This window comes from Acinetobacter dispersus (genome assembly GCF_009884975.1).
GTDB classification, from domain to species: Bacteria; Pseudomonadota; Gammaproteobacteria; order Pseudomonadales; family Moraxellaceae; genus Acinetobacter; species Acinetobacter dispersus.
In genome coordinates this window covers 602,695-628,377 of record NZ_CP041970.1, presented here as the reverse complement: position 1 = coordinate 628,377, position 25,683 = coordinate 602,695, and the positions used below count along the sequence as shown (strand labels likewise).

The 25,683-nt window shown below is 42.0% G+C and carries 27 protein-coding genes; 6 read left to right on the top strand and 21 right to left on the bottom strand.

What is annotated here, in order from left to right:
- Positions 1-87: 87 nt before the first annotated feature.
- The 3 genes from FPL17_RS02605 to FPL17_RS02595 are packed head-to-tail and all read right to left on the bottom strand — an operon-like array spanning position 88 to position 2,437.
- On the bottom strand, positions 88-1,263 hold the full coding sequence (locus tag FPL17_RS02605; RefSeq protein ID WP_159883019.1) for a cyanate transporter: 1,176 nt from the start codon (positions 1,261-1,263) through the stop codon (positions 88-90).
- A gap of 24 nt (positions 1,264-1,287) precedes the next feature.
- Positions 1,288-1,749 (bottom strand): nucleoside deaminase, encoded by a 462-nt coding sequence (locus tag FPL17_RS02600; RefSeq protein ID WP_159883017.1) that lies wholly within the window; start codon positions 1,747-1,749, stop codon positions 1,288-1,290.
- Position 1,750: 1 nt separating this feature from the next.
- The gene (locus FPL17_RS02595) at positions 1,751-2,437 is read right to left on the bottom strand and encodes an ankyrin repeat domain-containing protein (RefSeq protein ID WP_159883015.1); all 687 of its coding nucleotides are present in this window, start codon (positions 2,435-2,437) and stop codon (positions 1,751-1,753) included.
- Positions 2,438-2,607: 170 nt separating this feature from the next.
- On the opposite strand from FPL17_RS02595, the gene FPL17_RS02590 reads away from it, so the two are divergent.
- The 3 genes from FPL17_RS02590 to FPL17_RS02580 all read left to right on the top strand — a co-directional run bounded on the left by FPL17_RS02590 (position 2,608) and on the right by FPL17_RS02580 (position 5,444).
- On the top strand, positions 2,608-3,465 hold the full coding sequence (locus FPL17_RS02590; protein WP_159883013.1) for a LysR family transcriptional regulator: 858 nt from the start codon (positions 2,608-2,610) through the stop codon (positions 3,463-3,465).
- A gap of 195 nt (positions 3,466-3,660) precedes the next feature.
- The gene (locus FPL17_RS02585) at positions 3,661-4,503 is read left to right on the top strand and encodes an alpha/beta fold hydrolase (protein WP_159883011.1); all 843 of its coding nucleotides are present in this window, start codon (positions 3,661-3,663) and stop codon (positions 4,501-4,503) included.
- 11 nt (positions 4,504-4,514) lie between these two features.
- Positions 4,515-5,444 (top strand): metal-dependent hydrolase, encoded by a 930-nt coding sequence (locus tag FPL17_RS02580; RefSeq protein WP_159883009.1) that lies wholly within the window; start codon positions 4,515-4,517, stop codon positions 5,442-5,444.
- A 104-nt stretch (positions 5,445-5,548) separates the two neighbouring features.
- Here the strand turns inward: FPL17_RS02580 and FPL17_RS02575 are convergent, their stop codons facing one another.
- Complete coding sequence (locus FPL17_RS02575) at positions 5,549-7,033, bottom strand: flavin-containing monooxygenase (protein ID WP_159883007.1); 1,485 nt, start codon at positions 7,031-7,033, stop codon at positions 5,549-5,551.
- Between the two features lie 350 nt (positions 7,034-7,383).
- On the opposite strand from FPL17_RS02575, the gene FPL17_RS02570 reads away from it, so the two are divergent.
- Entirely contained in the window at positions 7,384-8,379 is a 996-nt protein-coding gene (locus tag FPL17_RS02570) for an AraC family transcriptional regulator (RefSeq protein WP_151716120.1), read from the top strand.
- A gap of 72 nt (positions 8,380-8,451) precedes the next feature.
- Here the strand turns inward: FPL17_RS02570 and FPL17_RS02565 are convergent, their stop codons facing one another.
- The 14 genes from FPL17_RS02565 to FPL17_RS02500 all read right to left on the bottom strand — a co-directional run bounded on the left by FPL17_RS02565 (position 8,452) and on the right by FPL17_RS02500 (position 21,893).
- Entirely contained in the window at positions 8,452-9,645 is a 1,194-nt protein-coding gene (locus FPL17_RS02565) for a hypothetical protein (RefSeq protein WP_159883005.1), read from the bottom strand.
- A 149-nt stretch (positions 9,646-9,794) separates the two neighbouring features.
- Entirely contained in the window at positions 9,795-11,435 is a 1,641-nt protein-coding gene (locus FPL17_RS02560) for a thiamine pyrophosphate-binding protein (RefSeq protein WP_159883003.1), read from the bottom strand.
- A gap of 38 nt (positions 11,436-11,473) precedes the next feature.
- Positions 11,474-12,940, bottom strand: a complete 1,467-nt coding sequence (locus tag FPL17_RS02555; protein WP_159883001.1) for an aldehyde dehydrogenase — start codon at positions 12,938-12,940, stop codon at positions 11,474-11,476.
- An 11-nt stretch (positions 12,941-12,951) separates the two neighbouring features.
- Positions 12,952-13,743, bottom strand: a complete 792-nt coding sequence (locus FPL17_RS02550) for an aspartate dehydrogenase (RefSeq protein WP_159882999.1) — start codon at positions 13,741-13,743, stop codon at positions 12,952-12,954.
- A gap of 9 nt (positions 13,744-13,752) precedes the next feature.
- Entirely contained in the window at positions 13,753-14,547 is a 795-nt protein-coding gene (locus FPL17_RS02545) for an SDR family oxidoreductase (protein WP_159882997.1), read from the bottom strand.
- A 22-nt stretch (positions 14,548-14,569) separates the two neighbouring features.
- The gene (locus tag FPL17_RS02540) at positions 14,570-15,385 is read right to left on the bottom strand and encodes an alpha/beta fold hydrolase (RefSeq protein WP_159882995.1); all 816 of its coding nucleotides are present in this window, start codon (positions 15,383-15,385) and stop codon (positions 14,570-14,572) included.
- Between the two features lie 33 nt (positions 15,386-15,418).
- Complete coding sequence (locus FPL17_RS02535; protein ID WP_004652930.1) at positions 15,419-15,940, bottom strand: cupin domain-containing protein; 522 nt, start codon at positions 15,938-15,940, stop codon at positions 15,419-15,421.
- A 33-nt stretch (positions 15,941-15,973) separates the two neighbouring features.
- Complete coding sequence (locus tag FPL17_RS02530) at positions 15,974-17,197, bottom strand: MFS transporter (protein ID WP_005187272.1); 1,224 nt, start codon at positions 17,195-17,197, stop codon at positions 15,974-15,976.
- A gap of 40 nt (positions 17,198-17,237) precedes the next feature.
- Entirely contained in the window at positions 17,238-18,449 is a 1,212-nt protein-coding gene (locus tag FPL17_RS02525; protein WP_159882993.1) for an NAD(P)/FAD-dependent oxidoreductase, read from the bottom strand.
- A 27-nt stretch (positions 18,450-18,476) separates the two neighbouring features.
- Positions 18,477-19,409 (bottom strand): VOC family protein, encoded by a 933-nt coding sequence (locus tag FPL17_RS02520; protein ID WP_159882991.1) that lies wholly within the window; start codon positions 19,407-19,409, stop codon positions 18,477-18,479.
- 11 nt (positions 19,410-19,420) lie between these two features.
- Positions 19,421-20,185 carry an SDR family oxidoreductase gene (locus FPL17_RS02515; RefSeq protein ID WP_159882989.1) on the bottom strand — a complete coding sequence of 255 codons (765 nt, stop codon included), beginning with the start codon at positions 20,183-20,185 and terminating at the stop codon, positions 19,421-19,423.
- Positions 20,178-21,245 (bottom strand): aromatic ring-hydroxylating oxygenase subunit alpha, encoded by a 1,068-nt coding sequence (locus FPL17_RS02510; protein WP_159882987.1) that lies wholly within the window; start codon positions 21,243-21,245, stop codon positions 20,178-20,180. Before FPL17_RS02510 ends, FPL17_RS02515 begins: the two co-directional genes overlap by 8 nt.
- Positions 21,246-21,262: 17 nt before the next feature.
- Positions 21,263-21,562 carry a recombinase-like helix-turn-helix domain-containing protein gene (locus FPL17_RS02505; RefSeq protein WP_004772875.1) on the bottom strand — a complete coding sequence of 100 codons (300 nt, stop codon included), beginning with the start codon at positions 21,560-21,562 and terminating at the stop codon, positions 21,263-21,265.
- Between the two features lie 25 nt (positions 21,563-21,587).
- Entirely contained in the window at positions 21,588-21,893 is a 306-nt protein-coding gene (locus FPL17_RS02500) for a non-heme iron oxygenase ferredoxin subunit (protein WP_004772876.1), read from the bottom strand.
- 268 nt (positions 21,894-22,161) lie between these two features.
- Between FPL17_RS02500 and FPL17_RS02495 the strand changes: the two genes are divergently transcribed.
- Positions 22,162-22,974, top strand: coding sequence for an IclR family transcriptional regulator (locus FPL17_RS02495; RefSeq protein WP_123774846.1), 813 nt, complete (start codon positions 22,162-22,164; stop codon positions 22,972-22,974).
- A gap of 62 nt (positions 22,975-23,036) precedes the next feature.
- Here FPL17_RS02495 and FPL17_RS02490 read toward each other — a convergent pair whose 3' ends face one another.
- From FPL17_RS02490 to FPL17_RS02480, 3 genes are all read right to left on the bottom strand, one after another.
- Positions 23,037-23,843, bottom strand: coding sequence for an SDR family NAD(P)-dependent oxidoreductase (locus FPL17_RS02490; protein ID WP_159882985.1), 807 nt, complete (start codon positions 23,841-23,843; stop codon positions 23,037-23,039).
- A gap of 113 nt (positions 23,844-23,956) precedes the next feature.
- Positions 23,957-24,412 (bottom strand): SRPBCC family protein, encoded by a 456-nt coding sequence (locus FPL17_RS02485; protein WP_005187260.1) that lies wholly within the window; start codon positions 24,410-24,412, stop codon positions 23,957-23,959.
- Between the two features lie 241 nt (positions 24,413-24,653).
- Positions 24,654-24,926 (bottom strand): hypothetical protein, encoded by a 273-nt coding sequence (locus FPL17_RS02480; RefSeq protein WP_005187258.1) that lies wholly within the window; start codon positions 24,924-24,926, stop codon positions 24,654-24,656.
- Between the two features lie 233 nt (positions 24,927-25,159).
- Between FPL17_RS02480 and FPL17_RS02475 the strand changes: the two genes are divergently transcribed.
- The gene (locus FPL17_RS02475; RefSeq protein ID WP_159882983.1) at positions 25,160-25,576 is read left to right on the top strand and encodes a hypothetical protein; all 417 of its coding nucleotides are present in this window, start codon (positions 25,160-25,162) and stop codon (positions 25,574-25,576) included.
- Positions 25,577-25,683 lie beyond the last annotated feature (107 nt).

The window sequence follows — 25,683 nt, the reverse complement described above, 5'->3', positions numbered from 1 at the left end:
TTATTTGATTTTTCGGATTATCTTGTGAACTTAATGATTATTACGTTTTAAGACAGGTCTCTTTTCTGCTCGGCAAGACATTTACTTTTATTTTTCTACCCCAATCACCTTCGCATAATGTACCGGATCAAGCCTGATCATAAGCATTGCCACGACAAGCACCATACTCAAATGCCAAATCCAGCCTGATGCATAAGTCCCAGTCATACCATACAATACGGCAACTAACCACGGTGCAATTGCTGCAAGCAGAAAACCACCACCTTGCATCAAGGCTGAAAGCTGCCCCGCATGCGCAGGATCAGGTAAATGGTCTAGAACTACAATCATCAATAAAGCAAAACAGCCACCCAATCCCATACCTACGGTTATCGCCCAAACATAAGGAAAAGTATCTGGTACAAAAGCCAATCCAGCAAAACCAATCAATTGTAAGATCAGGGTGAAAGCAATCCAAACGCGACGATCTTTGTTCTTACGCGATAAATACGGTAGAACCAATGCGGCACTTGCCTGACTCAGCGTCAGCACAGCCATCAAATTTCCACTAGCAGTAGCAGTCCAACCATGCGCTTGAAATGCAGGTGCAAGCCACGCAACAATCGAACTATAGCCCCCATTAATTAAGCCAAAACAACAAATGAGCAACCAAGTTCGTGGTTGTTTTAACAGCACACTTACGGCAGGGATTTTTCTAGATTGATGTGAGGTTTTTGTCAAAAAACAACTAGCAAAGACGATGGCAAGTAATGCTGGAACAGCAAAAATGGACAGACCCATGTTCCAACTTTCACTGCTATTCGAAACAACAGGTGCAATAACAGCACCGAGCGCCCCACCACCCATCAGCATGGCTGAGTACAGCCCCATCATTGGGCTAAGGTGATCTCGAAACTCTCTTTTAATCAAACTTGGAAAAACCGCTTGAACAACAGCCACACCAAAACCGACGATGGCGGCGGTAAATATTAAAGTCCATCCATTTACGACAAGAAAACGCAATGCACAGCCCAAGCAAATCATTGCCAAAGCACTGAGAATGGCACGACGCTCACCTACCGCATTGAGTATGACAGGACCAACAAAGGCGATTAGTCCCATCAGCAACATCGGCACCAGCGTTAAGAGTGCAATGCCTTGTAAACTCAGACCAGTTGTTGTTCGAATCTGATTGGCAACAGGCCCAACACTGGTCATAAATGGTCGAAGGTTTAATCCAACCAAGGCAACCGTTGTCACCAAAAATATTCGGTTATTTTGCATATTCGTCTTTTCCCATCACACCGCTTAGGTCGTGGATTTCCAGTAAACATATAAATCTGGTTTTTCTTCTATTCGGACTGGAATATAGCGAATATTCATCGACTGCTCTGCAAACGGTTTAGCAAGATCAGCATAAATCGCTGCTGTTGATAACCCAAACGGTGCACCATCTTCATTCGAATATGCATAGCTCACCGCCTGAATCCCAGCTAAACGCATTGCAGCCATACACATCGGACAAGGATGCCCACTGGCAAATACGGCACAGCCTTCAAGATTGGCTGTACCTAAACGTTGGCTTGCAGTACGTATTGCCAGTAACTCGGCATGTGCTGTCGGGTCATTGCTTTTTAAAATCTCATTCACACCTGTGGCAATAACAGCTCCATCTTTCACAACTACCGCAGCAAAAGGACGGCCTCCTTGCTGACAATTTTGATAGGCCAATTCAATGGCCTGACGTAGAAAATCTGTTGCTTGTTCCATCTTAATGTTCCATAAATTTTGGTTTCGCACCTGCGGCTAATAATGCTTTCTCAATATGTGTATAGCCACGAGCATGTGCATGTTCAAGCGGCGTTATGCCATCACCATCAGCAATATTGACATTGGCTCCTGCTGCAATCAGCAAATCGACAATCTGTTGATACGGTCGAGTGCCATTACCTAAAATGATCGCTTCCAATAAAGCCGTCCACCCTAGGTTATTAATGTGATCAACATCGATACCCGCTGCAATCAGCGTACGTACAGTATCCACATGCCCTCGTTCAGCTGCTGGAATCAACGCTGTACCACCATAGCGGTTGGTACTTTTTAGATCAGCACCATGCTTCAAAGTCATATTCAATATTTTTAAATAGCCACGCGCGCCAGCATAAAGATAAGGACTATCTTGAATTCGATCTTTGGCATTGACATCCGCCCCCGCATCTATCAGGAATTGTGCAGCATGAACATTGTTTGCACGTGTTGCGATCATTAAAGCGGTTGAGCCTGAAGCATCACGTGCATCAATCTGAATATTTTTAGCGAGTAATTGTTGAATATGAGCCACATCATTGCGCGCAGCAGCAGTATGTAAGGCATCTTCTTGTATAGGATCTCCCGAAGTTGCATGACTACATGCCGTCACCGCTAGTGTAAATACAGCTGACATTAATGATTTGTGCATATACAAGCTCCAAGGATTTACCTAGACAAGTGGATTAAATGAACAATTGCGCCTAGGATAATCAGATTTATTGATATTTAAAAATTAAATTAATTAATCAAATGTATTAAGATTATGAATAGTTAAATCATTCAAATCGCTTACCCCCGTGTGTGCAAAGGTTGCTGTCTATGTTTGATCCACGCTTACTCCGAGCCTTCGTTACTATTTTCGAAGCTGGTAGCTTTACCTTAGCTGCTGAACGCTTGCATATGACTCAATCCACGGTCAGTCAACAACTGGCCAGATTGGAAGAGTCCGTAGGCAAACAATTAATTGATCGAAATGCACGGCCCTTACAACTCACAAGCTCAGGTGAATATTTAATTAGTTATGCACGGCGGATTTTAGCCTTGCAACAAGAGGCAGAAAATATTCTAGGTGATCCAGCAGGTACCATTCCGATTCGAATCGGCTTGCCAGAAGATATAATGAATACCGACATGGCTTTGGCGTTGAGCGCATTTAGTAAGGAAAATCGTACTGTCAGACTGGATGTAACAGCAGGATTAAGCCGTGATCTCATGGAACGCTATCGCAGCGGACAGTTTGATATTGTGGTTGTCAAAGAAATGGCTGCAAGCTCTGATCACCATGCAACATTTCCAGAAGAAATTGCATGGTTTGAAAGCATCGATCACAGCAAACAATGGACTGACCCAATCCCATTGGTGACCTTCCCACAAGGTGGACTATACCGTGAGGAAATGTTCGAACGTATTGAGCGCGAACGTAAACATTGGTATATCGCATTTACCAGTAACAGCTTGGCAAGTGTACTGGTTGGCGTTGAAACAGGTTTAGGTTTATCACTCTTGCCTGTTGCAACAACAAAAGGCCATCGAGTTCGTGAATACCTTCCTTTAGGCAAGGCACCCAGCATGACTGTTTCAATCTATGCGTGGGACAAAGATGGTCTTATCTCAAAATTACTGCAACGTATGACCGCTGTACTTCAACAGCGCTTTGACCAATCAAAAATTGAATAACAACAACGGATAAACCATCAATTAAACGCAAATTAAACAGCGAATAACTGTCTTTAAATGCCAAGCAATATGCTTGATGTGCCAAAAGCTGCTGTCATGGCACAAGAAGTTAAATCCTATCCTCTACTGTCAAGACTGTGCCAATAGCGCTGATTACTATCAATTGAAATAGACATCTTTGATAAGTAGGTCAGCATGGCAAAACAGACTGAGAAACGATATCGCCAATATTGTCGTAATAACCTGATTTTTAATGTGATTGATTCTGGTCCCATGGATGGAAACCCCGTTATTCTCTTACATGGTTTTCCAGAAACTGTACAAAGTTGGCAAGCAACCAGTGAAATCCTCAATCAACATAACTTCCGCACCTTTGCCATTGAACAACGTGGTTATAGCTTAACCGCTGCTCCAAAAGGCCGTTTCCAATATTCGATTGATGAGTTGGTTGCCGATGTCAAAGCTTTCATTGATTTGTTAGGAAAGCCTGTATACGTCATTGGTCATGACTGGGGTTCGATCGTTGCTTGTGAGTTAGCACTGCACTATCCAGAATTGGTAAAGCATCTGACTTTAGTTTCTGTGCCACATACAGGCGCATTTTTAAAGTCGATGCTCAGCAGTACCCAAATCTTCACCTCATATTATATCGGCTTTTTCCAACTGCCTTTTATTCCTGAACTACTCTTTAAACGAGCGAAATCACTCAGTCATTTGTTGTTAAAAAATTCTGGCATGAGTGCCGAGCAAATCATCGACTTCAACCAACATTTTATTCAGGAAAACCGTATTGGCACAGCCATTAATTGGTATCGAAGTATGCCTTTGGCACCGATTCGTTCAAGCTTTAAAAAAGTAAAAGTACCTACCCTGTTTGTGTGGGGAAATAAAGATATCGCCATCGGTAAAAAAAGTGCCGAACTGAATAAACAGTTTTTTACTGGCAAATATCAAGAAGTCCATATGAATGCAACACATTGGATTCCTGCTCAAAATGCCGAGCAACTCAGCCATTATTTTATGAATGCCGTGAACTAAGGAGAAGTGTTATGCATCCCCAACAACGACTCGAAAATCATTATCTGCAACAACGTCGCGTGCAATTCGATTTCAGTAATACGCCAGAGCATTGGATCTATGACAATCCTTTTGCTACCCATTTAATTAATGCTGTTCATCTTATTTTGCCCGTAGGTGAACTGTGGATGTGCCGCTCTTTTAATGAAGCACTTCCCTACGTCAAAGATGAAAAATTACGTGCCGATGTAAAAGGTTTTGTGCATCAGGAAGCGCATCACGCCTCTGCACACAAGGTAGCCCAAGAATATTTACGCCATTATGACTATGACATCGATGGGTTTCTTATATCTTTAGACAACATCTTTAAACAAATCAATACAGCGCCTTTGGGCTTAAACCTTTCCAGCTCCCTAGAGTACCGTTGGCTTACCATTCGCGTCGGTATCGCCGCTGCAGTTGAACATTTCACGACGATGTTAGGCACATGGTGTCTCGATGATCAACCATGGCAAAATAAAACTGCTGATGAAATGATGTCTGATTTAATGACATGGCATTTGGCAGAAGAAGTTGAGCATCGAAGTGTGGCTTTCGATTTATATATGCATTTATGTGGCGAAAACAACAAAGCCTTTGCCTACCTGCAACGCCAAATGATTATGCTGGCCGTTGCTCCTCTATTCACCTTTGCCATTTATCATTGCTTTAAGAAGCTGGCACAACAAGACCAGCATGCAGATCCTTATAAAAACTACGGGCTTATTCGGGCATTAAGACATACCGCCATTGAACATGCACGCAGTAAACAAGTGCCGAGTTTTTTCGCGATGATTTCTAGCTTAAGACACTGGGTTAAACCGAACTATCACCCTTATCATGAAGGAGATACCAACAAAGCATTACAGGTGTTAAATCACTCTCCTGCGGTAAAAGCCTTAACTAAACTCCGCGCCTGTTAATGTCTTGAATCTGAAACTTTCCTCTTTTTAGGCACTTATTCAGTGCCTTTTTTTTGGGCTAAACAATGTAAAAAGGCCTTATCTCAATATAAGGCCTTTCAATATCATCTACTTGTGAAGGTATAACAATCACTATCAAATTCAACCATATCCTTTTCCATGTATTGCATGGTCCATGGATAATTGGCAACGTTCACTTGCTTGCTGTCTAGATAATAACTTGCGCACCCACCTTGATTAAATACAGTGCCATTCAGTTTATTTTGCAACTTTTGATTATATTGAGTATCGGCAAAGGCGGAGATTTCAAAGCTGCTTAAATGATGGTCCAATACAAAACGTATCGCTTTCACTGCATAATCAATCTGGTTTTCAACAGCACTGATTAAGGAGTTATAACTAATACTATTCGGTCCGAGCAACATAAAGGCATTGGGCAGGTCTTTCACCACACAGCCTTTATAGGCCTGTACTGTATTGATTTGCCAGACATCATCCAGCAACACGCCCGTTTTGGTCATAATCCGTTTGGCAATCGGTGGTTTGGCTACCTCAAAACCTGTACTCCAAACAATAATATCCAAGGGAATTTCTTGACCATCTACCAAAATACCTTTTGCCGTGACTTCCTTCACGCCTTGATCAATCAGTTCCACATTTTTGGCTGCCAAAGCAGGATAATAAGTATTTGAAAATAAAATCCGTTTGCAGCCCAGCGTAAATTTTGGTCTGACTTTCTCGCGTAAAATAGGGTCCTGAATCTGATAATGCATCCAGTGAATCAAGCCCTTGCCTAAGACCTCCAAGGTTTGCGGTTGGTTGACACTTGAACTAAACATATCCATGGAAACACTGGTCAATTTACGGATGGAATTCAGGGTAAATGGTACTTTTTGCTGTACATTTTTGGAGGTATTGTTAATGACCATATTGGGCTTTGGAATTACCCATGGTGCCGTTCGTTGAAACACATACAGTTGCTTCACAATGGGTTGAATCGCCGGAATAATCTGTATTGCAGATGCACCTGTACCAATCACGGCAACACGCTTGTTACTCAGATCAACTGAATGATCCCACTGTGCAGAATGGAAAATATGTCCTTGAAAATGATCTAAACCAATCACATCAGGTGTGGTGGGTTCACTTAGAGGACCTGTGGCAAAAAAGATAAATTTTGCCTTATATGTTCCGTTGCTGGTTTCAATCAGCCAAGCTTGTTGCTGCTGTGACCAAGCAGCTTGACGTAGCTCGGTATTGAATAAAATATGCTGATCCATGTTAAAGCGTCTTGCGACATCTTTAATATACTGCTGTATCTCTTTCTGTTTTGCGAAAATATGACTCCAATTCGGATTCGGTGCAAATGAATAAGAATAAATAGAAGATGGTACATCACACTCGCAACCTGGATAGGTATTCTCTCGCCAAACACCACCCACCTCATTTGATTTCTCAATAATAATAAAATTATTCATTTTTTCTTTCTGAAGCTTTACTCCTGCTGCAATGCCTGAAAACCCTGCACCAATAATCACAACATCCAGAGCATAATCATCCACAACAGTAACTTGATTTAAATCTGACATTTCCCACTCCAAACTGATAAAACCTTGTCAGTAGAATCGTTCAATCCTTTTTTAAATGGATTAAAAGACATATCTATGGAAAATAATGAGATTCAGCTATAAAGGCTTGACCGTGGATGCCAGCTTGAAATAACCAAAGTCAAATGAAAGAGTTATGATGAAATTATGGCTTATTTTATTGATTCTTAATAAGAGATTTTGAGATCAAAGCGCATGATTCTGTCCTTTGATGATACAAAAATTTTAAATTGCATCGGCTAAGATAAAAACGTAAATCAACAACGTGATCGCTGCGATGATTTATCTGTAATTGGGTTAAAGGATTTGACTTCGAAACGAGCAGAACAATTATGACTGAAATTCCAAGTATTCCATCGGTTCTGTTAGAACTCATCGACAAGTATCTACAGCAACACAATATTTCGAATAATCAACTCAATGAACTCACCCAACAGTATGCCAATCAATCGAGAATGCCCTTACATAAATGGTGGAGTCTGCTTGAACACATCTATCAGCAACATCCAACGCCTGTGTTAGGACATTATATTGGTGAACTCTCAGAACCTCATCATATCCATATATTAGGTTACTTGGCATTATCCAGTCCGAACCTGATCAGCTTTCTGAATTGTTTTAAGAATTTCCAACCACTGTTGCAAAACTCGGCTTCATTTTCGATTGTGCAAAAAGAAGATCGCTTTTGTATGTGCTGGACGCCTGTGGTACATAAAAACTCTCAACTTTCGAATGAAGTGCTGCTTTCAGGCGTATTGAGTACCATCCGTAAGATCTTGCAGCGACCTGAGATTTGCCCTTTAGAAATCGAATTTTCTGCTCCTGCACCTGTTGATATCGCACCCTATGCAGCAGTGTATGGCTGCTCCGTCAGTTTCGATTCAGATGTATTAAGATTATGGCTACCACTTGAAATCCTGCATCTGCCCATTCCAAGTCGTGATCCGCATCTTAAAAAACTATTAGATCAGCAGGCAGAAGCACTGCTCAAGAGCATTCCCAATCCTGATACTTTCTTAAAAGATTTACAGCTACTCATCGTTAGTATGCTCAAGATTGGTGAACCCTCTGCTGAGAATATTGCCAAACAGATGAATCTGTCGCTAAGAAGCTTTTATCGCAAGCTGACTAGCTATAATTTGCAATACAGCGATCTGGTTAAAAGCATTCGTGTAGAACTAGCAAAAAGCTATTTGGTCAAATCAGAGCTGTCTCTCACTGAAATTGCACTGCTACTCGGTTATGCCGAACAGAGTGCTTTTAGCCGTGCCTTTAAACAATGGGAACACCTGACTCCATCAGAATATCGAAAAAGCCATCTCAGCTAAAAACTTCTCAAAAGCAAAAAGAGTGAATCATGGGCATGACTCACTCCTTCTAAAAAAGTACCAATTGGAAATTTAGAAACTAAATCCAATATTTAAATTGATGCGGTAAAGCCATTGGTCACTATACGGCGAAACGGTTGAGGTATAACCTGTGGCATTGGAAGCCCCACCAATAATATTGGAGTTTTTACCCCAGGTATAATCAGCCCACACCATAAATGGGGAAGCAATAAACATCATCCCTGTGGTATTCATTTGTGAAGCCGACCAGTCATCACGTTTCTTGTCCATATAGCTATAGTCATTATAGAAACGGATGGCTTTGAGTTTACCCATGTCCTGTACAGGCAAGGTATAAGCAAGGTTTAAACTGGCAACGGTGGCTTCCGAAGCAATGAAATAGGCAGGGGTAAAGCCATTATTGCCCATCAAAGTCACATCATTGCTGACCCCATCTGGGTTTTTGGCATCATATTGATAATGAATCACAGAACTTTGTAAATTAAAGCGTTTGTAATTATTATCGGTATGTAGACCGACCGCATAATATTGGCCGTTCTTATCAGTGCTTTTATTATGCAATTGCGCAATAGCACCCGACACACCAAATTCTTGCTTACCAAAATCTGTTTCTAATTTACGTACGATGCGCGTGTTAAATTGATGACGCTTTTCATTTTGATAGGCTTTTTGGGTTGGAAACGCATTATCGGCCAAATCATCATAGGTGGCACTTTCAGGTGAGTAGCGCAGACTGGTATCCAGCATTTGCGGATAATAGCCCAGTTTGATATCCCAATCCTTGTTATTAAAATTCCAGTTCAAACCTGGTGCAATGTTATTGCCATAGCCGAGGAAGAATGGAATATGATAGGTCCAGCCATTCTGTGGATATGGATAGATTGCAAAAGGTTTATAGACAAAACCTGCTTCGATACTATTATTTTGATCAAGGTTATAGCCGACATAAGCTTTCTCAATCGAGCGTTTCTCTTGATCCTGAAACAGATAACTGGCATTAAAATAAGCGTCGTCAAACTTGCCTTTTAAATCCACCCGAAAAATATCAAAATACAGTTTTCCAAAACCGCCATTGGGTCCTTCCCAATTTTCATAACGTTGGTTGAGTCGCGCCACGCCACCCAATTTTACCGAATCCGTTCCATCTTCACTTTTCCATTCTAGGGCTGAGCTTTGCGCAAAAACATGGGATGTGGTACCCAAATAAAATGCAGCAAATAGCATGGCTATAGAGGTCTTTTTCATCTCTTGATTCCTTGGTTTTTGTTCCAACGATCCTGTTGGTTAGCTTTTTTGTTTTACCTATGAAACATAGTTTTTATCGTTTTATGAGCAAAAAAATTTGCCCATAAAACGGTCTTCACATCAGCACGGACTGCCAATGCTCAGTGAGATTAGTACAATTTTTTCTGTGGTGGACCCGCGAAGTTCAATGGCCCAATTGAATGCATATCCAGCTCAATCACGCTTGGCCCTTGGAATGCAACAGCTTCCTGAATCACGGTCTTGAATTCATCAGCACTGCCCACTTTCCAGCTCTTCACACCCATTGCTTCGCCTAAAACTTTATAGTCTGGGGTATGCAATTCATTGAAATACTGGCGACCACCGAAGTAATTCTTTTGGATACCACGCATCACGCCATAACCACCATCATTCATGATCATCAACACCATATTGGTATTTTCTTGCGCCATGGTTGCGATTTCGCCGATGCCTAACATCAAACCACCATCACCGACCAAGCCAATGACTTTTTTATCAGGGTTGGCAATGGAAGCACCAATCGCAGTCGCCAGACCTAGACCAATAGCTCCTGCTAGAGAATGAATATTCTGGTTTGGTGCCTGCACTGGGAATAAACGACTGCCCCAAGTACTTCCTGACATGGTAATGTCACGTACAAAAATGCCATCTTGCGGTAATGCGGCGCGTAAGTGATCACAGATCAAGGCATATTGATCCAATTGGGTACGAAGCGCATCAATCGCAGCCTGTTTAGCCTGAACCACAGCCGCATCATATTCCGCATCGACTTTGGAGACACCTTGCAAGCCCATCAATACACGTTGTAATACATCTTTGGCGTCGCCACAGATGAAGTTACGCACTTTGTAATTACGCTGTTGTGCCACAGGATTGGCATCGATCTGAATAATATTGTCGGGGAATTGCACTGAATAGGTTTTGGTTTCATTACTACGTAACCGTGAACCGACTACCACCAATAGATCAGCATCTTTGAGCAACTGCTCAACGCCAGCCGAGTTATGGAATGCGCCTAAGCTACGCGGATGATCATCTGCCAATACGCCACGCGCATGTGTTGATGACACCACAGGAATGCCGAGATCAGCAATGGCTTTGACTTCTGCGACACTATTCAACGTACCACCACCGATCCAAAATACTGGGCGTTTGGCTTTTTTCAGTTCTTCAACGATTAAGTCAACTTCGACCTGTTCAGCCTGTGGTAATTCAAGGGCTTTTACTGGGCCCAAGTTCAGCGGCAAATCGATTTCTGCTGCTTGTACATCAATCGGTAACTCAACACTGACTGGCCCCATTGGTACTGTCGTAGCTACACGAATCGCTTCACGGATCACACCCACCGCATTGTCAGGGCTGGTGATACGAAATGCAGCTTTGCTCGATGCACGTAAGAAGGTCAGTTGATCTTTGGTTTCATGAATAAAACTGGCATCACGATCCAAATATTCACGCTCAACTTGCCCAGTTAAGTGTAAAACAGGACTGCCTGCATTCATCGCTTCAATCAGTGAACCGACGGCATTACCTGCACCCGCGCCCGTACTGGTGAGCGCCACACCGAGTCCTTTAAAGCGTGAGTGACCATCTGCCATCGTGACTGCACCTGCTTCACCGCGTGCCGCCACAAAACGGATTTTTTCACGGCGACCCACTGCATCAGCAATCGGCAAGTTATGGATCGAGATCACGCCATAAATACTGTCTACTTGGTGTGCTTCTAAAACACGGGCGATCGCTTCGCCGACATTTACACGTTCTGTCATTTGTATATTCCTCAAAAACTGTTCATTCCATGAATGTATTAATTCGCCCAAGGATTTGGCTGCTCGCTTAATCCCATATAGATGCTTTTTTGTTGCATGTAAGACAAAATGCCTAAACGACCTTTTTCACGCCCGATACCACTTTCTTTCAAGCCACCAAATGGCGCAGAAATCGAGAATTTCTTATACGTATTGATCCAGACCGTACCGACTTCTAAAGCACGGGCAATTTGCCATGCCTTACGATAGTTTTCAGTCCAGATGCCTGCGGCAAGACCAAAACAACTGTCGTTGGCTTGTGCAAGCAAATCTTGTTCATCGTCATATTTCATCACCACCAGCACAGGGCCAAAAATCTCTTCCTGACAGGTTTGTGCTGAATTGCTTAAGCCCGTGATAATGGTTGGCAAGTAATAGCTACCTTTGGCAAACTCACCTTCTGTTAAGGCATGACCACCCACAAGGACTTGACCACCTTCTTGTTTCGCGAGCTGTACATAGTCATCGACAGAAGCCAAATGCTTCGGGTTAATCAAAGACCCGAGATGTACGCCTGCTGTTTCAGGATGTCCAACACGTAACCCTTTGGTGATTTCAACCAGACGACTGAGGAATTGATCATAGATACTGCTGTGTACAAACAGACGCGAACCTGCAATACAGGCTTGTCCAGCCGAACTGAAAATACCGTAAGCCACACCTTTTGCAGCCAATTCAATATCTGCATCTGGCAATACAATCGTTGGTGATTTTCCACCAAGCTCCAAAGAGGTCGTGATCAATTTATCAGCTGCTAAATGTGCCAGATGACGACCCGTAGTGGTTCCACCCGTAAATGAAATTTTACGTACCAAAGGATGCTTCACGATCGCATCACCAATCACCGAACCTCGTCCGACCAATACACTGAGTAAGCCTTTCGGTAAACCTGCTTCTTCAAAGATTTTGGCTAACTCCAATGCGATCAAGGAAGTCACTTCCGCAGGTTTTAGGATCACCGCATTACCACCCGCAAGTGCAGGTGCTAATTTCTGTACTTCACTGGCAATCGGTGAATTCCACGGGGTAATTGCAGCGACCACGCCCACTGGTTCATGCACGCTCATGGTCATGAAATCTGCGGCACGTTGCGTGGTCAGCTCATCATTCAAGGTTTCGCAGGCTGCTGCTACATAACGCGCTGTTGCAGCTGCACTCATGGTCAAGGCACGGGTTTCAACCAATGGCTTGCCATTATCACGAGTTTGCAACTTTGAAAGCTCATCTACACGCGCTTCAATAATGTCTGCTACTTTATATAAAATACGGGCACGTTCATGCGGCATGCTGTTGCGCCACTCGGTTTTACGCCAAGCCGCATCTGCCTTTTCAATAGCTTCATTGACATCTTCCAGACTCGCCGTTGAGATTTCAGCATTCACCGATTGATCTGCTGGAAATAAACTTTGAATCGTAGCGCCTTTACCTAATCGCCATTCACCTGCGATATAAATTTCCTTGATCATGTCAAATCCTTTTAAATCTGAATTGCTTCAACACTATTGCGGCAAGCACGAATCACACTTAATGCAGCCAAGGTTGAGGTTTTGGGATTACTCGCCAATGGGACCCCTACCAGTTCAATGGTCATTTCACCAAACACGCCTTCCGCTACAATGGTGTGTTTGTTTTTGTTGATATTTGGATCAACCGTCAGCTCAACCATCGTGTCATCCATACCCAGTCCTGCCAGTGCAATCGTGGCTGCCACATTGGCATTGGCTGGAAACTTCAAAGCTGCTTCTCTGGCTGTACCACGGAAAAAAACCGTTGCTTCACTGACCTGATCGAGGTCGACCAGTTGTTCAGCATAGCTGCCACGCCAGCTTTTTGGACTCTTACAGCCCTTATAGGTGACCTTTTCCAGACCACCTTCTTTGGCCGCAGAGATCCCATCGATCCCAGCAATTGCGCCTGCCAATAAATGCAGATGCGCATCATTTTTTTCTGCCGTCGTTTTCAGTTGAATTAAAAATTCGTTATCCGCCAAAGTGCCTACTGAAATCAGGCCAATGGTCCAACCTTTTTCCAAAACTTTTTGTGCATGTTCTTTCACCGCAGCCTGTCCTGCCACTTCAATCACGTAGTCAGGCGTCCCCTGACATTCATCAATTGAAGAAATAACCTGTACATCAGCTGCAACCTGTGCCTGTACTTTTTCTACACTGCGTGCAGGGACCACAATCCATTTAAGTTGCAGGTCTTGAGGCATGTGGGCATACACTTCTGCCGCCATCGCTCCAAAACCAATCATCATCAACTGTTTCATGTGAACACCTTATAAATGTTTGTTAAATCCACCAGAGACATCCAGTGTCGAACCTGTGGTATACGATGCCAAAGGCGATGCTAAAAACACCAAGGCACGCGCTGGCTCTTCTGGCTTGCCTAAACGTTGCATTGGAATGCCACGGTTTTTAGCAATGTTGCCTGTCCACTGTTCCCATGTTGCATTTGGATCAGAACGGGTTTCAAAACGGCGTTTCCACTGTGCGGATTCCACCATGCCCAAAAGAATTGAATTGACACGAACACCGTACTGGGTAAATTCATGCGCCAGTGAATGGGTTAGATTCAGCAATGCTGCACGGGCAGATGAAGTCGCAATCATGTGCGGTTCAGGTTGCAGTGCCAGCAAAGAATTCACATTGGTAATCGACCCGCATGCCGAATGTTTTAAATCATTTAAAAATGCACGTACTGGATGTAATACACTGAAATACTTCAGTTCAATTTCTTTCATCCAGTCTTCGTCTTGGGTATTTTCAAAATTAGACACACGCCCCTGACCTGCGTTATTGATCAGCATGTCGACATTACCCAAATTTTGGTTTACCTGTTGGGCAAAACGTTTTACATCTTCTTTATCCAAGACATTGCAGATACTGGTGAAGATATTGGCATGCGGATATTTTTCTAAAATATACAGTCTTGATGCCGCCAAACGCTGCTCATCTCGACCACACCACGCCACCTTGGCACCTTCTGCAACTAAAATTTCGACTGCAGCCAAACCAATGCCTGACGAGCCACCTGTTACAACTGCTACTTTTCCTTCAAGTTGGAAGCTCATATCCATATCTCTCGTTTAAGTCTTAATGTGCCGATAAAACAATGTCGTTAAACTGTTCAGGTTGATCGACATAACTCAGATGACCTGCATCTGTAATGAGATGACATCGGCTCAATTGCATTTCTACCGCAAGTTCCTTGATCGCTTGCGCAGGGGTAATTCCATCCTTGTCACCCGCAATCACCACACAAGGAACTGTAAGCTCTGTTAAATAATTTCGAATTTCGTCATATGCCAGCAAATAAGATGCTCGGGTAAAACCGTCTAATGTCAGTTGTCCCATCACTTCACTAACCAAAGCCAATGCCTGAGGGTCTTGTTTATAAATCAAATGCGGTCCACGGCTGGCAGCCATGCCTGCATTGCCCAAGCTTTTCAACATATTCGGGCGTTTTTGATAAATCTGTGCTTTGGTGTCTTCATCAGAACGTTGATAACCTTGTGCTGCATTGGCAATCACTAAGGTCTGTACCCGTTCAGGATAAAGGTGAGCAAAAGCACTGGCTTGTAAGGCACCCAATGAATGTCCAACTACAATAGCTTTTGAAATGTTCAACGCATCCATCAAACCCAATACTTGCTCCGCATAATCGGCTGCATTGGGTTGATCTGTGTTTAAATCATCGGATAAACCATAGCCCGGTGCATCCCAGGCGATGACATGAAAATGCTGACTGAGTGTCTCTAGCTGATTGACCCAAGAGGCTGAACCTGAGCTAATTCCATGCAGCAAAACCAGCGGCTGGCCTTGACCTGCTTCACGATAAGCTTGCACAGCGTCATTTACGGCAACGGTTTTGACTGGATAGTGAGTTAAACGCTCAATCAGTGTCATCATGTCATTCCTTCAACATTTATAAGATCAATCGGATTAACGTTTGATTTGAGACAACGGATGCTCAGGTGGATAGTTCGGGATGGTTGGTTTACCAGCACCCAACATCACACACATCAAGGCATCTTCCTGACCCGGATTGAACAAGCCACGATAAATACCCGGTGGAATTGAAATCAGGTCACGCTCTTTCAGTCGGGTCTCAAATTTCTCCCCGTTATGTTCAATGAACAGGTCAATTTCGCCACGCAACATGAAAAACACTTCTTCAACATCGTGATGAATATGCAAAGGCCCTTCACATTGCGCAGGTAAAACCATAGTTGAAAAGGTAAAGTTTTCAGCTGGAACCGTATTGCCATCATTAACCACACCTGTTGCACCTGTACCCATATAACGCATTTGTGCACGACGATATTTAGGGTCATAGTCTGCTTGGAACTTCAATGCATCAAAATCATATTTACGTGTTTCAAAGCGTGCGATACGTGTATTCAACCAGTCTTGTAAATTTGTACCTTCAGGTTGTGTCCATGATTCGAATTGTTGAGTAGTCATGTTTTAACTCCTAGGTTTTGTTCAATATTTTGATTAATAACGTTTCAATAAAGGAACTAAGAAGAACGATCCAATCACAGCGACGGCTGCCAAGAAGGTAATTCCTAAATTAAAACTATGTGTTTGCATCACGATGTAACCGATCAGAACAGGTGCAATTGCGCTGGCAAAATTACCCATTCCGTTGAAAATTCCACCCGCAGTTGCACCAACATCGGCAGTTGTTACACGGGCAAGTAAAGCGAATACGGCTGCGACACCAAAGCCCCAAGCCATTGCGCTTAAAGACATTGCTGCGATCACGAGAATCGGATCAGTCATAATGACCATGACATACATAAAGATGCCTGCCACCAACAGGCCACTGAAAACCTGAACAGCACGGCGGCCTAACTTGTCCGAAAGGAAAGCACCGATCACTTCACCAATCAGCATGGCAATAAATGGAAGGCTTGAATAAACACCAAACTCTTTCAGGTTAAAGCCCTTGTCCTGAATCAGATAAGAAGGTACCCAACTGTTTAAGCCCCATAGATAGGTCATCAAGGCAATATTGAAAATACACACCAACCAGAAGGCACGGTTCTGTAATAGTACTTTGGTGTTGTGAATATGACCTTTGAAATTGACGCGTTTGCTGGTCGACTCCAATTCAATGGTTTTCTTGAGCTGTAAATTACGTAAACCAAATGCAATCGCAAGTAATGCAATCACAGTTAAACCCGCCATCACGAAGAATGTGGTATGCCAATCATGCTTTGCCAATACTGCAGCAGTAATTGGAAAACCGAGGAATGCACCAATCGGGGTTCCTAATAAAAACATGGTCGAAGCACGTGCTTGCTGACGGTCGGTATAAGTTTGCTTCACGATGGCATACGCCAGTGCAAATAAGGGTCCTTCAGCTAGACCAAGCAAAACGCGCAGGATCAACATGCCTGTATAGTTGGTGGTAAAACCCATACAGAACATGAGCAAGCCCCATGATGCGACGCTCCAGAACAGCATTTTCTTCGGATTAAAAATATCGCCGAGGAAACTCAAAAAGACCGATGAAAAACCATAAGCCAGCAAGAAGCTGGTCATGAGCCATCCGAGTTTTGCCTTATCTTGTGCAATCCCCATCGCACCTTGGAAGTGCGGGTCAGCAAACAAGACCGCGATACTGATTTTGTCGAAAAATGCCAGAACGACACATACCATCAGGACGAAAGCAGGAACCCAATGCTTTAATCCACTTTTCTCTTCATTACTCATACTTCATTCCTTCGATTGAGTCATGAACCGGATTTAATGTTTATGGTTTTAATTTCATTACATTAAATTCAGGGTCTGCTAATAATTTGGGGTCTAACTCGGTATTCGACTGCATCCAGCGCTTTGCCAGTTTGACCAGTTTTGAATCATTGATTGCGATCATATTGAGTAAACGATTTTGCTCATCCAGATATAAATAACTGCATTGATCATCTGCGCTTTTACGAACCACAATCTGCCCTGTTTTTTCAGGTTGATAGGTGCCTAAAATCTGAATATTGAAGTGATACTGATCTGACCATAACCATGGAATATCGCTATATTCGGTTTCAATACCCAGCATTGATTTTGCAGCGGCAATGGCCTGATTCTGTGCATTGGCCCATGACTGAATGCAATAGCCAAGCCCCGGATGAATCGCAACATCACCTGCGGCATAAATATCCTGGTCGGAAGTCTGTCCAAAACAATTCACCACGATGCCATCTTTCACGTCCAAGCCCGCATTGACACCAAGCTCTTTGGCAATATCAGCACCTGCACCTACAACCACACAATCAAACAGCTCACTTGTATTCGGATGATTGACCACTTCAACTTTTTGCTGACCCGCTTCAATCAAATGCAGATTTTTACTGTCTAAATGAATCTGGGTACCTTGCTGCTCATGCATGCTTTTCAGAAAAGCAGATACATCAGGGCTAACACTACGTGCACAAAGACGATCGCCATATTCAAAAATATGAACCTCTTTGCCTTGTTTACGTGCCGTCGCTGCAATTTCCAGACCAATCCAGCCACCACCAATCACGGCTAACTTTTGCGAATGCTGCAAGATTTCGGCTAAACGCTCACAATCCTGAACATTACGTAAAGTCACCACATTGGGAATAAACTGCCACGTATTCACAGGCACACGCGCACGGCTACCTGTGGCAATCAACAATTTGTCATACGGTAAAACCTGACCACTTTCCAGAACCACCTGCTTCTGCTGGCGATCTACCTGAGTAGCAACTGCTGGCTTGTGCCATTGGATATTAAAATCCTGCACCTGCTCTGGAGAAAACAGATGCAAGCTTTCATAAGTGGCTTCTTTTGAAAGTACCTGTTTTGACAATGGTGGACGTTCATAAAACACACGATCTTCATTTGAGACCACATGAATTTCACCTGAATATCCATTCTGGCGCAAAGTACTGACTGCCCAGCCTGCTGCTTGTCCTGCACCCACAATTACGATTCTGTCCATAGCTTATTCTCCCTGCCCGATCTGTACTTATGCAGGTTTGACTTGACGACGAGTGTGATCATCCAGACCGCCTTCAATCGCCCATTCTGTAAAGAGTTCCAGACGATGCTCTTCGATACGTGGCTGCCATTCTTCGGTCAGGTAATCATCATTGGTGTAATACTCAAACGCACCACCAAGCGGTGAATTGACATACCAGAAGTAAGCTGAAGAAATCGGATGACGTCCTGGGCCAATGAAAGTCGACCAATCAGAACGGTTCATGTTCAATCCACCACCAATCACCTCATGGATATCACGAACGACGAATGCGACGTGATTGAGTCCAGCAGGTTTATTTGGCACTGAAAGCAAGAACAGGTCATGGTGGAAACCTTTACCGCGACAGCGTAAGAATGCACCACGATTGCGATAAGCATCTGATAAGAAGAAACCAAGTTTCTCACGATAGAAATTTTCAGTTTTTTCTAAATCTGGGGTAAAAAACACTACATGACCAATCGCAACAGGTTGTCCTTTTTCATATACAGGACTTGCTGCATTGACACGTTGCACATTGCCATATTGGTTAATGCCTTCTGTTTTTAATGCAGGCAGCTCTTGGGTAAAACTCTTTTGAAAACGGATAGTCATGCCATTTGGATCTATGCATTGCACCATATCCGTACTGGCTTGATAACCCTCCACATCATTTAGACGAAGTGCTAAATTTGCCAAATCCTGTGCCGCATCATCTAGCCCCCAAGTCACTTCACGTAGCGTTGAACCTGACTCGATTGCTTTAGGTAAGCGGATATCATCGCAATCAAATAAATAGATCTTGCTGCCATTTTGTGTCTGGTAAAGATCCGTCCCTTCTATATCTGACTGACTTTGCTTGAGACCGAAATCTGCCAAAAATTTATTCGAAGCAGCTCTGTCTTCAACGCCAAACTTTAAAATCTCAATCCCTGTAATCATGAGATTACTCCTTAATTAAAGACAAAACCGCCATTTACTGGAATATTCTGTCCTGTCACAAACGAGGACAAATCTGATAGCAAATAAAGGGCTGTTCCGTTCAAATCCTGTGGTAATTGCTGACGTTGAATCGCACGACCATTCACATATAAATCATGACGTTCTTGTGGCACATAGGCTGTTGCTTCAACCAAAGTTAAGCCTGGTGACAGCGTGTTAATACAGATATTGAATGGCCCAAGTTCTCTCGCCATGGAACGTGTCATTGCGGTTAATGCACCTTTGCTCGCGACATAGGCCATGAGGTTGGGAGCACCCCACAACGCTGTATCCGAAGCCACATTAATGATCTTGCCTGCACTGGACTGTTTGAGATAAGGCACCGCAGCCTTGGTCACCAACCAAGTACCTTTGACATTAATGTTCATGACCCGATCCCAAATATCTGCGTCATAATCCATCATGCTTTTGCCACCCACATTGGTTGCCAGTGCCGCACAATTCACCAAACCATCCATTCCACCCATGCGTTCAGCAGCCTGTTGAACCGCCTGTTCAATCGAGTTCGCACTTGCAAGGTCAATGCTGACTGCGTCAATCCTTAAACCTTTTGCCCGCAATACTTTTGCTTCTTGCTGTACGAGATCAGTCAAGATATCAGCCATGACCACTTGCGCACCTGCTTCCGCAATCGCTTGTGCAAAGTCTAGACCCAAGCCTCTTGCCGCACCTGTGACAAGGACTTTTTTGTCCTGCAACAATGCGACATTAACCATGAACTTCTTCCTGCATTTCAATACGGTTTGAACTATTGAGTGCTGCAATTTTCTTTAACTGTTTTTCCGCTTCTTTTTTCATTAAACGGCGTAAACGAGAGAGTCCGACATCATGCTGATAGAGGAATTCGTGTTGACGTGCATTCGGTGCAAGATGTTCTAAAATAATCCGATCCTGTTCCAATACATCCCAATGCAATTTTTCTAAATGGTTGCGGTAAAGGAAGCGCCAGACATGACGTTGCCAACCACTGACTTTACGACAGCGCCAGAAGAACACACGGGTATTTTTTTCATCAATCGGTGTGGCATAACCCACGATCCAGAACTCGCCGCCTGGGCCAAAGTCTTTACGATACGGAATTGAGAGACGTAACCAGCTTGCACCTGTATTGGCATATTCAACCCAGTCAAAATTCACACCGACTTGGCCTTCTTTTTCAAAAATAAAACCATTTGGGGTCGAACGGTGTTTCATTTCCGCCGTACGATCACCCTCTGCCATTGAGTGTGAGGTGCAATGCAAATAACTACCATGCATCGGGTCCATCACATTATCAATCGCATATTGATGATTCACTTTCCAGTCCGCCTGACACAGAAATGAACTCCATTCTTCACTTGCCAGTTGTTCAGGAAAATCTAGCGGCTTAGGCGCTTCATTGGTATCGATACCAAACCACATGAAAATTGCACCATGCTGCTCAATCACAGGATAGCTCTTTACACATGAAGTGCCTTTCATTGGACAATCATGTACAGCAGGCACATCTTCCACAACGCCATCATGGCGAACTTCAACACCGTGATACCAGCAAGCCACACGATTGCCCAGATTCCAGCCTAAAGAAAGACGTGCGCCACGATGCGGACAGCGATCTTCCAAAGCATGAACCTGACCTTCTGCGTCACGCCAAACCACGATATTTTCACCTAAACGGGTAATACCGACTGGATTTGCAGCCACTTCCCAGCTTGCTAACAGAGGATGCCACTGATCACGTAAACCTAAATCTAAATACTCTTCTACACTTGGAGTAACTGATACTGCTGCGTTCATCACTATTCTTCCTTGAATTAATAACCTAAACGTTGCATTTCTTCTGAGAACTTTTCAGAAGTCCAAAGCTCACCAGATTCACAGCGAAAACCTTGCTGGTTTAAAGACTGGACTAAATCAGTGAGTTCAGTGACGCCTGTAGAAAAGGCTTTGATGAGATGTTGAACAAAATCCTGTTCATAGACAGTTGGCTCTTTATAACGTGTTTGCCAAACCAGCAGCTCTGCCTGTCCCGGTATCTGAATATTGTTAATCCCTGCTTCGGTCGCTGGCGTGGCATGAATCCAGTTCGCTAGCTTCTCATTAAAAGTTTTCATGAGATTCCATCCTTTAAAATAAAACTTATAGTTGAATTTGAACGTCCTGCCCTTCAACACGTACTGGATAGGTGCACAAATCACGGCATCCTGGTCCACTCTTCAACTCACCTGTCTGGATATCAAAGATCGCCTCATGCAATGGGCATTCCACTGTTTGATCTTCGATAAAGCCTTCTGTTAACAAGGCAAAGGCATGTGGGCAAACATTCTCGATGGCAAAGTAATTATCATCGATGAAAAATACGCCAATTTTTTTACCGTCGACTTCAATGGCTTTCGGCTCGTCTTCGGTGATGTCGTCTTGCTGACAAACTGAGATCCAACTCATCCTTGCATCCTCATTTGTTTTATATATAAAACATTATTTGATATAACAAACTTTAGATAAGAATACTCCCATGATGTTTTTTCTGTCAAATTAAATATATTTTTAAAATTCAATAACTTGATTTTTAGAACACATTCTTTTACGTTTTACTAAAAAAATTTTGTTTTATATATAAAAAAATATTTAAACAATCTATTTGCAGTTACAATAGAATCCTAAGAAAACGAAATGTACTGTTTTGCGATTTTTTGATAGGAAAATTGAACACATGAATTCAACAATTGAAACAGACTCCCAAGAATCTGATGCAATAAAAAATGAGGAACGCTATTTAGTCCCTGGCTTAGTGCGTGGTTTGGCAATCTTGCAAGCGTTTAACCAGCAAACCCAAGAAATGACAATTACAGAAATCGCAGAAATTCTGGACGTCAACCGTTCCAGTGCTTTCCGTCTGATCTATACGCTGGAGTCTTGTGGCTTTTTACGCAAAGCTTCACAGAAAACGTATGCTTTGGACTCTAAGGTCATGGAGCTTGGTTTTAATAGCCTAGCCAAACAGTCATTATTGGACTTGGCAACACCGCTAATGAAAGAGTTACGCGATCAAACTCAACTTGCAGTCCATCTTTCTATATTAGAAGGTACGCATATTGTCTTTATCAACAATATTCAATCCAATGGCACATTCACCAGTAATATTGGCCTAGGCACACGCTGGCCTGCCCATGCAACCGTGATTGGACAAATGCTGTTAGCCGATCTAACCGAAACAGAAATTAAAGAGCGCTATAAAGGTTTTAATCAATGGGATACTTTTTCAGAGTTAACCCCGACCAATCTTAAAGCACTGTTACAGCGTCTGAGTTTCGTTAAAACCCAACGCTCTATGGTGAGTTGGGGCCATTACAATCATGACATGGCTGCCTGTGCTGCTCCGATTTATAAACAATCCACCCATAAAATGGCTGCCGTTTTATCCGTGAGTTGCCCACTCGGTAGTTATGATGAACACTATTTTAGAAATGATGTTGCCGAGGCGGTTATTCAAACTGCAGAAAAAATTTCTAAATTTATTTATTAATGATGAAAAGCAGCACACGCTGCTTTTCTTATATCAAAAAATCGATAACCAAATTTTTGAACTTAAGCCTCCGTTTTTAATTTACTTTTTAAGCGCTTATCCATTAACTGAAATAGTGGTCGGGACAGATTCATCATCCATGTCGGCGTCGTATTTAATAATGCATTGGCAACCAGCCCTGCTTTACTACTAACCCGATAAGATTTCCCTTCTATGGCTTTTACAATCCATCCCGCTGCGGCAGGCGTATCCAGCATTTTCATATGTTTATAAATGGCTGTTTTCGATGACATTGGCGTTCTGACCATTGGGAAATACACGATACTGACATCAATTCCTTTGTTCTTTAATTCCATCGACAAAGAACGGGAAAAAGATTCAAGCGCAGATTTACTGGCGAGATAGGCCGAGAACAAAGGAATCGGAACTTGTGTCGACATGGTCGATATATTCACAATATGCCCTGCGCCATTTTTCAGAAAATGAGGTAATAAATGCAGTGTCATATTCACAGCAGCAAAATAATTAATCTGCATGGTGCGTTCATAATCATGTAAACGATCAAGTGACTCAAGAATAGGACGTCTGATTGAACGTGCAGCGTTATTTACTAATACATCAATCTTTTGATGTTCAGACAATATTTTATCTAAGCAGCCTTTGAGCTGCTCGGGATCGGTGATATCCGCTGGATAAATAGAGGCTTTACCTGATTGAAATTGAATCGTTGCCTGAATCTTCTGTAACTCATCAATACGACGTGCAATAAGGCAAACTGTTGCTCCTGCTTGAGCAAGTTGAATCGCCGCCTCTGCGCCAATCCCACTTGAGGCACCTGTAATAATGATCGTCTTTTTACTTAAATTCATTATAATTCCTTAATTACGATATTACCGAACATCCTGATACAGAGCATCTAACAGCAGTAACTTCAGATCAATGTTTGTGTTCATTCTTTTTCTTAAATGACATGCTAGAAAAATTACAGTTCTTTAATCTTAAATTGATTCATTTGAATTGCAATTTTTTTCAAACCACGTGTAGCCGAAGACTTAAGCTGCATAAGGGTAATGTTGGTAACTAAAGGAATTCTGCTGTCTAACCAAATCGTATAGGTTAAATTTGTGCAATTGCCAGCCTTTTCAAATTCCAATCGGCCTAAATGGTAAGAAAACAGGCTATTCTTTAACATTCTATATTCAATCAACTCATTGGACATACTTTGAGTAATTTCTTCTTGGATCGGCTTGAATGGCCCTATCCCCATTTTTCGAATTGAGCCTACACCATCGCTATTTTCAACATCCTGAGACGATTTTATCATTACAGATTGAAGCGGCCACAAAACCGTATTGAATGTTCGGTGTTTAGAAAAAAGTAGAAAAATAAAGTCGATTGGTGCATTGAAGCTCTGTTTCATCACTACATATTTAGGCATCGGATCTATCCCTTTTCAAAACATGTTCCAGACATGACTGCTTTACCTATAAAATTGATGTAATGCCCTTTTCATATTAGGTAAAATTTATTGATTTAAATCTAGCCATGTTTTTTACATTTAAATTTTGGCAATATTTATATTTTAATTATAAAGCTCTGGCTCGATATAACTTGACACTTTTTTAATTCTTTGACTTTGCGTGCCATTTTCACACTATAAAACACTTAAAATTTTTAATTTATTTAGATGAACACTCACACATACCAAACATATTATATACAAAATACACAGGTGCATCTTCAGGGTAAACATCAGTGTCTTTCACCATACATAAAATTCCGTCACTCAGTATGATCAGTAGGTCTTTATTTCGGCTGACAACAGCACCTTTTTTTATTGTTTTATTTATATTATCGATATTTTGTATGAAAAAAACTTTTCGACCTGATTTAATATGACTTGGAACAATCTTTTTGTACAGACCACAATTCTTGCAAATCCATTTCTTCACTATCAAATCTCAAAACAAAAGAGTCATCATATTAAAAATAAAGAGAGATGAATAAACATTAAAAACACTAAAAATTAACCATAAGATCTTTTTTTTACATCCTAAAAATCACAATAAATCAAGCAGACATATAAAACATAAAATAAAGACAAATTAGGACAAAATCTTAGAAAAACAACATTCCTTTGTAAATAAAACTATAATCAAACAATAAAAACATAGAGGTTAATTTTATGTCAGAAATAGAAAGTATATCTATATACATAACAAACTTATTAAACTACCTCTCTAAACTAAAAAAGATAGACTTTCATCAAGCTGAGAAATATTTTACTCAAGACTTCCATTATATGAACAAAGATCAAACTCTTATCAAAAATTCGATCTATCATTTTCTGGAAAACTTAAATGATAGTGAATGTCGATATGAAATTCAAAAAATTAAGCTATTATCTAAGAGTATTTATTTAGTTCACTTAAAATATATTAATGGCAGAGTCGAAAAAATTTACCACAACGCTCTTCTTATCCATGGCGTGTCGATTATAATCATAAAAAGAATTGAAGATCGACATCTTATCTCTGATGCAATTGAATTTAAAAATGATCAAGGTTCTCCAATTTACTCAGTTTTAGAGAAATTTAGCTAAATCAATATCAATAAAAATCTACTCGTCCATTTCGTATTAAATGGCTTAAATAGAAAAACTAAAAATTTAGGCGTTTTAAATATTTAGTTTGAGGAAGTAAATCTATC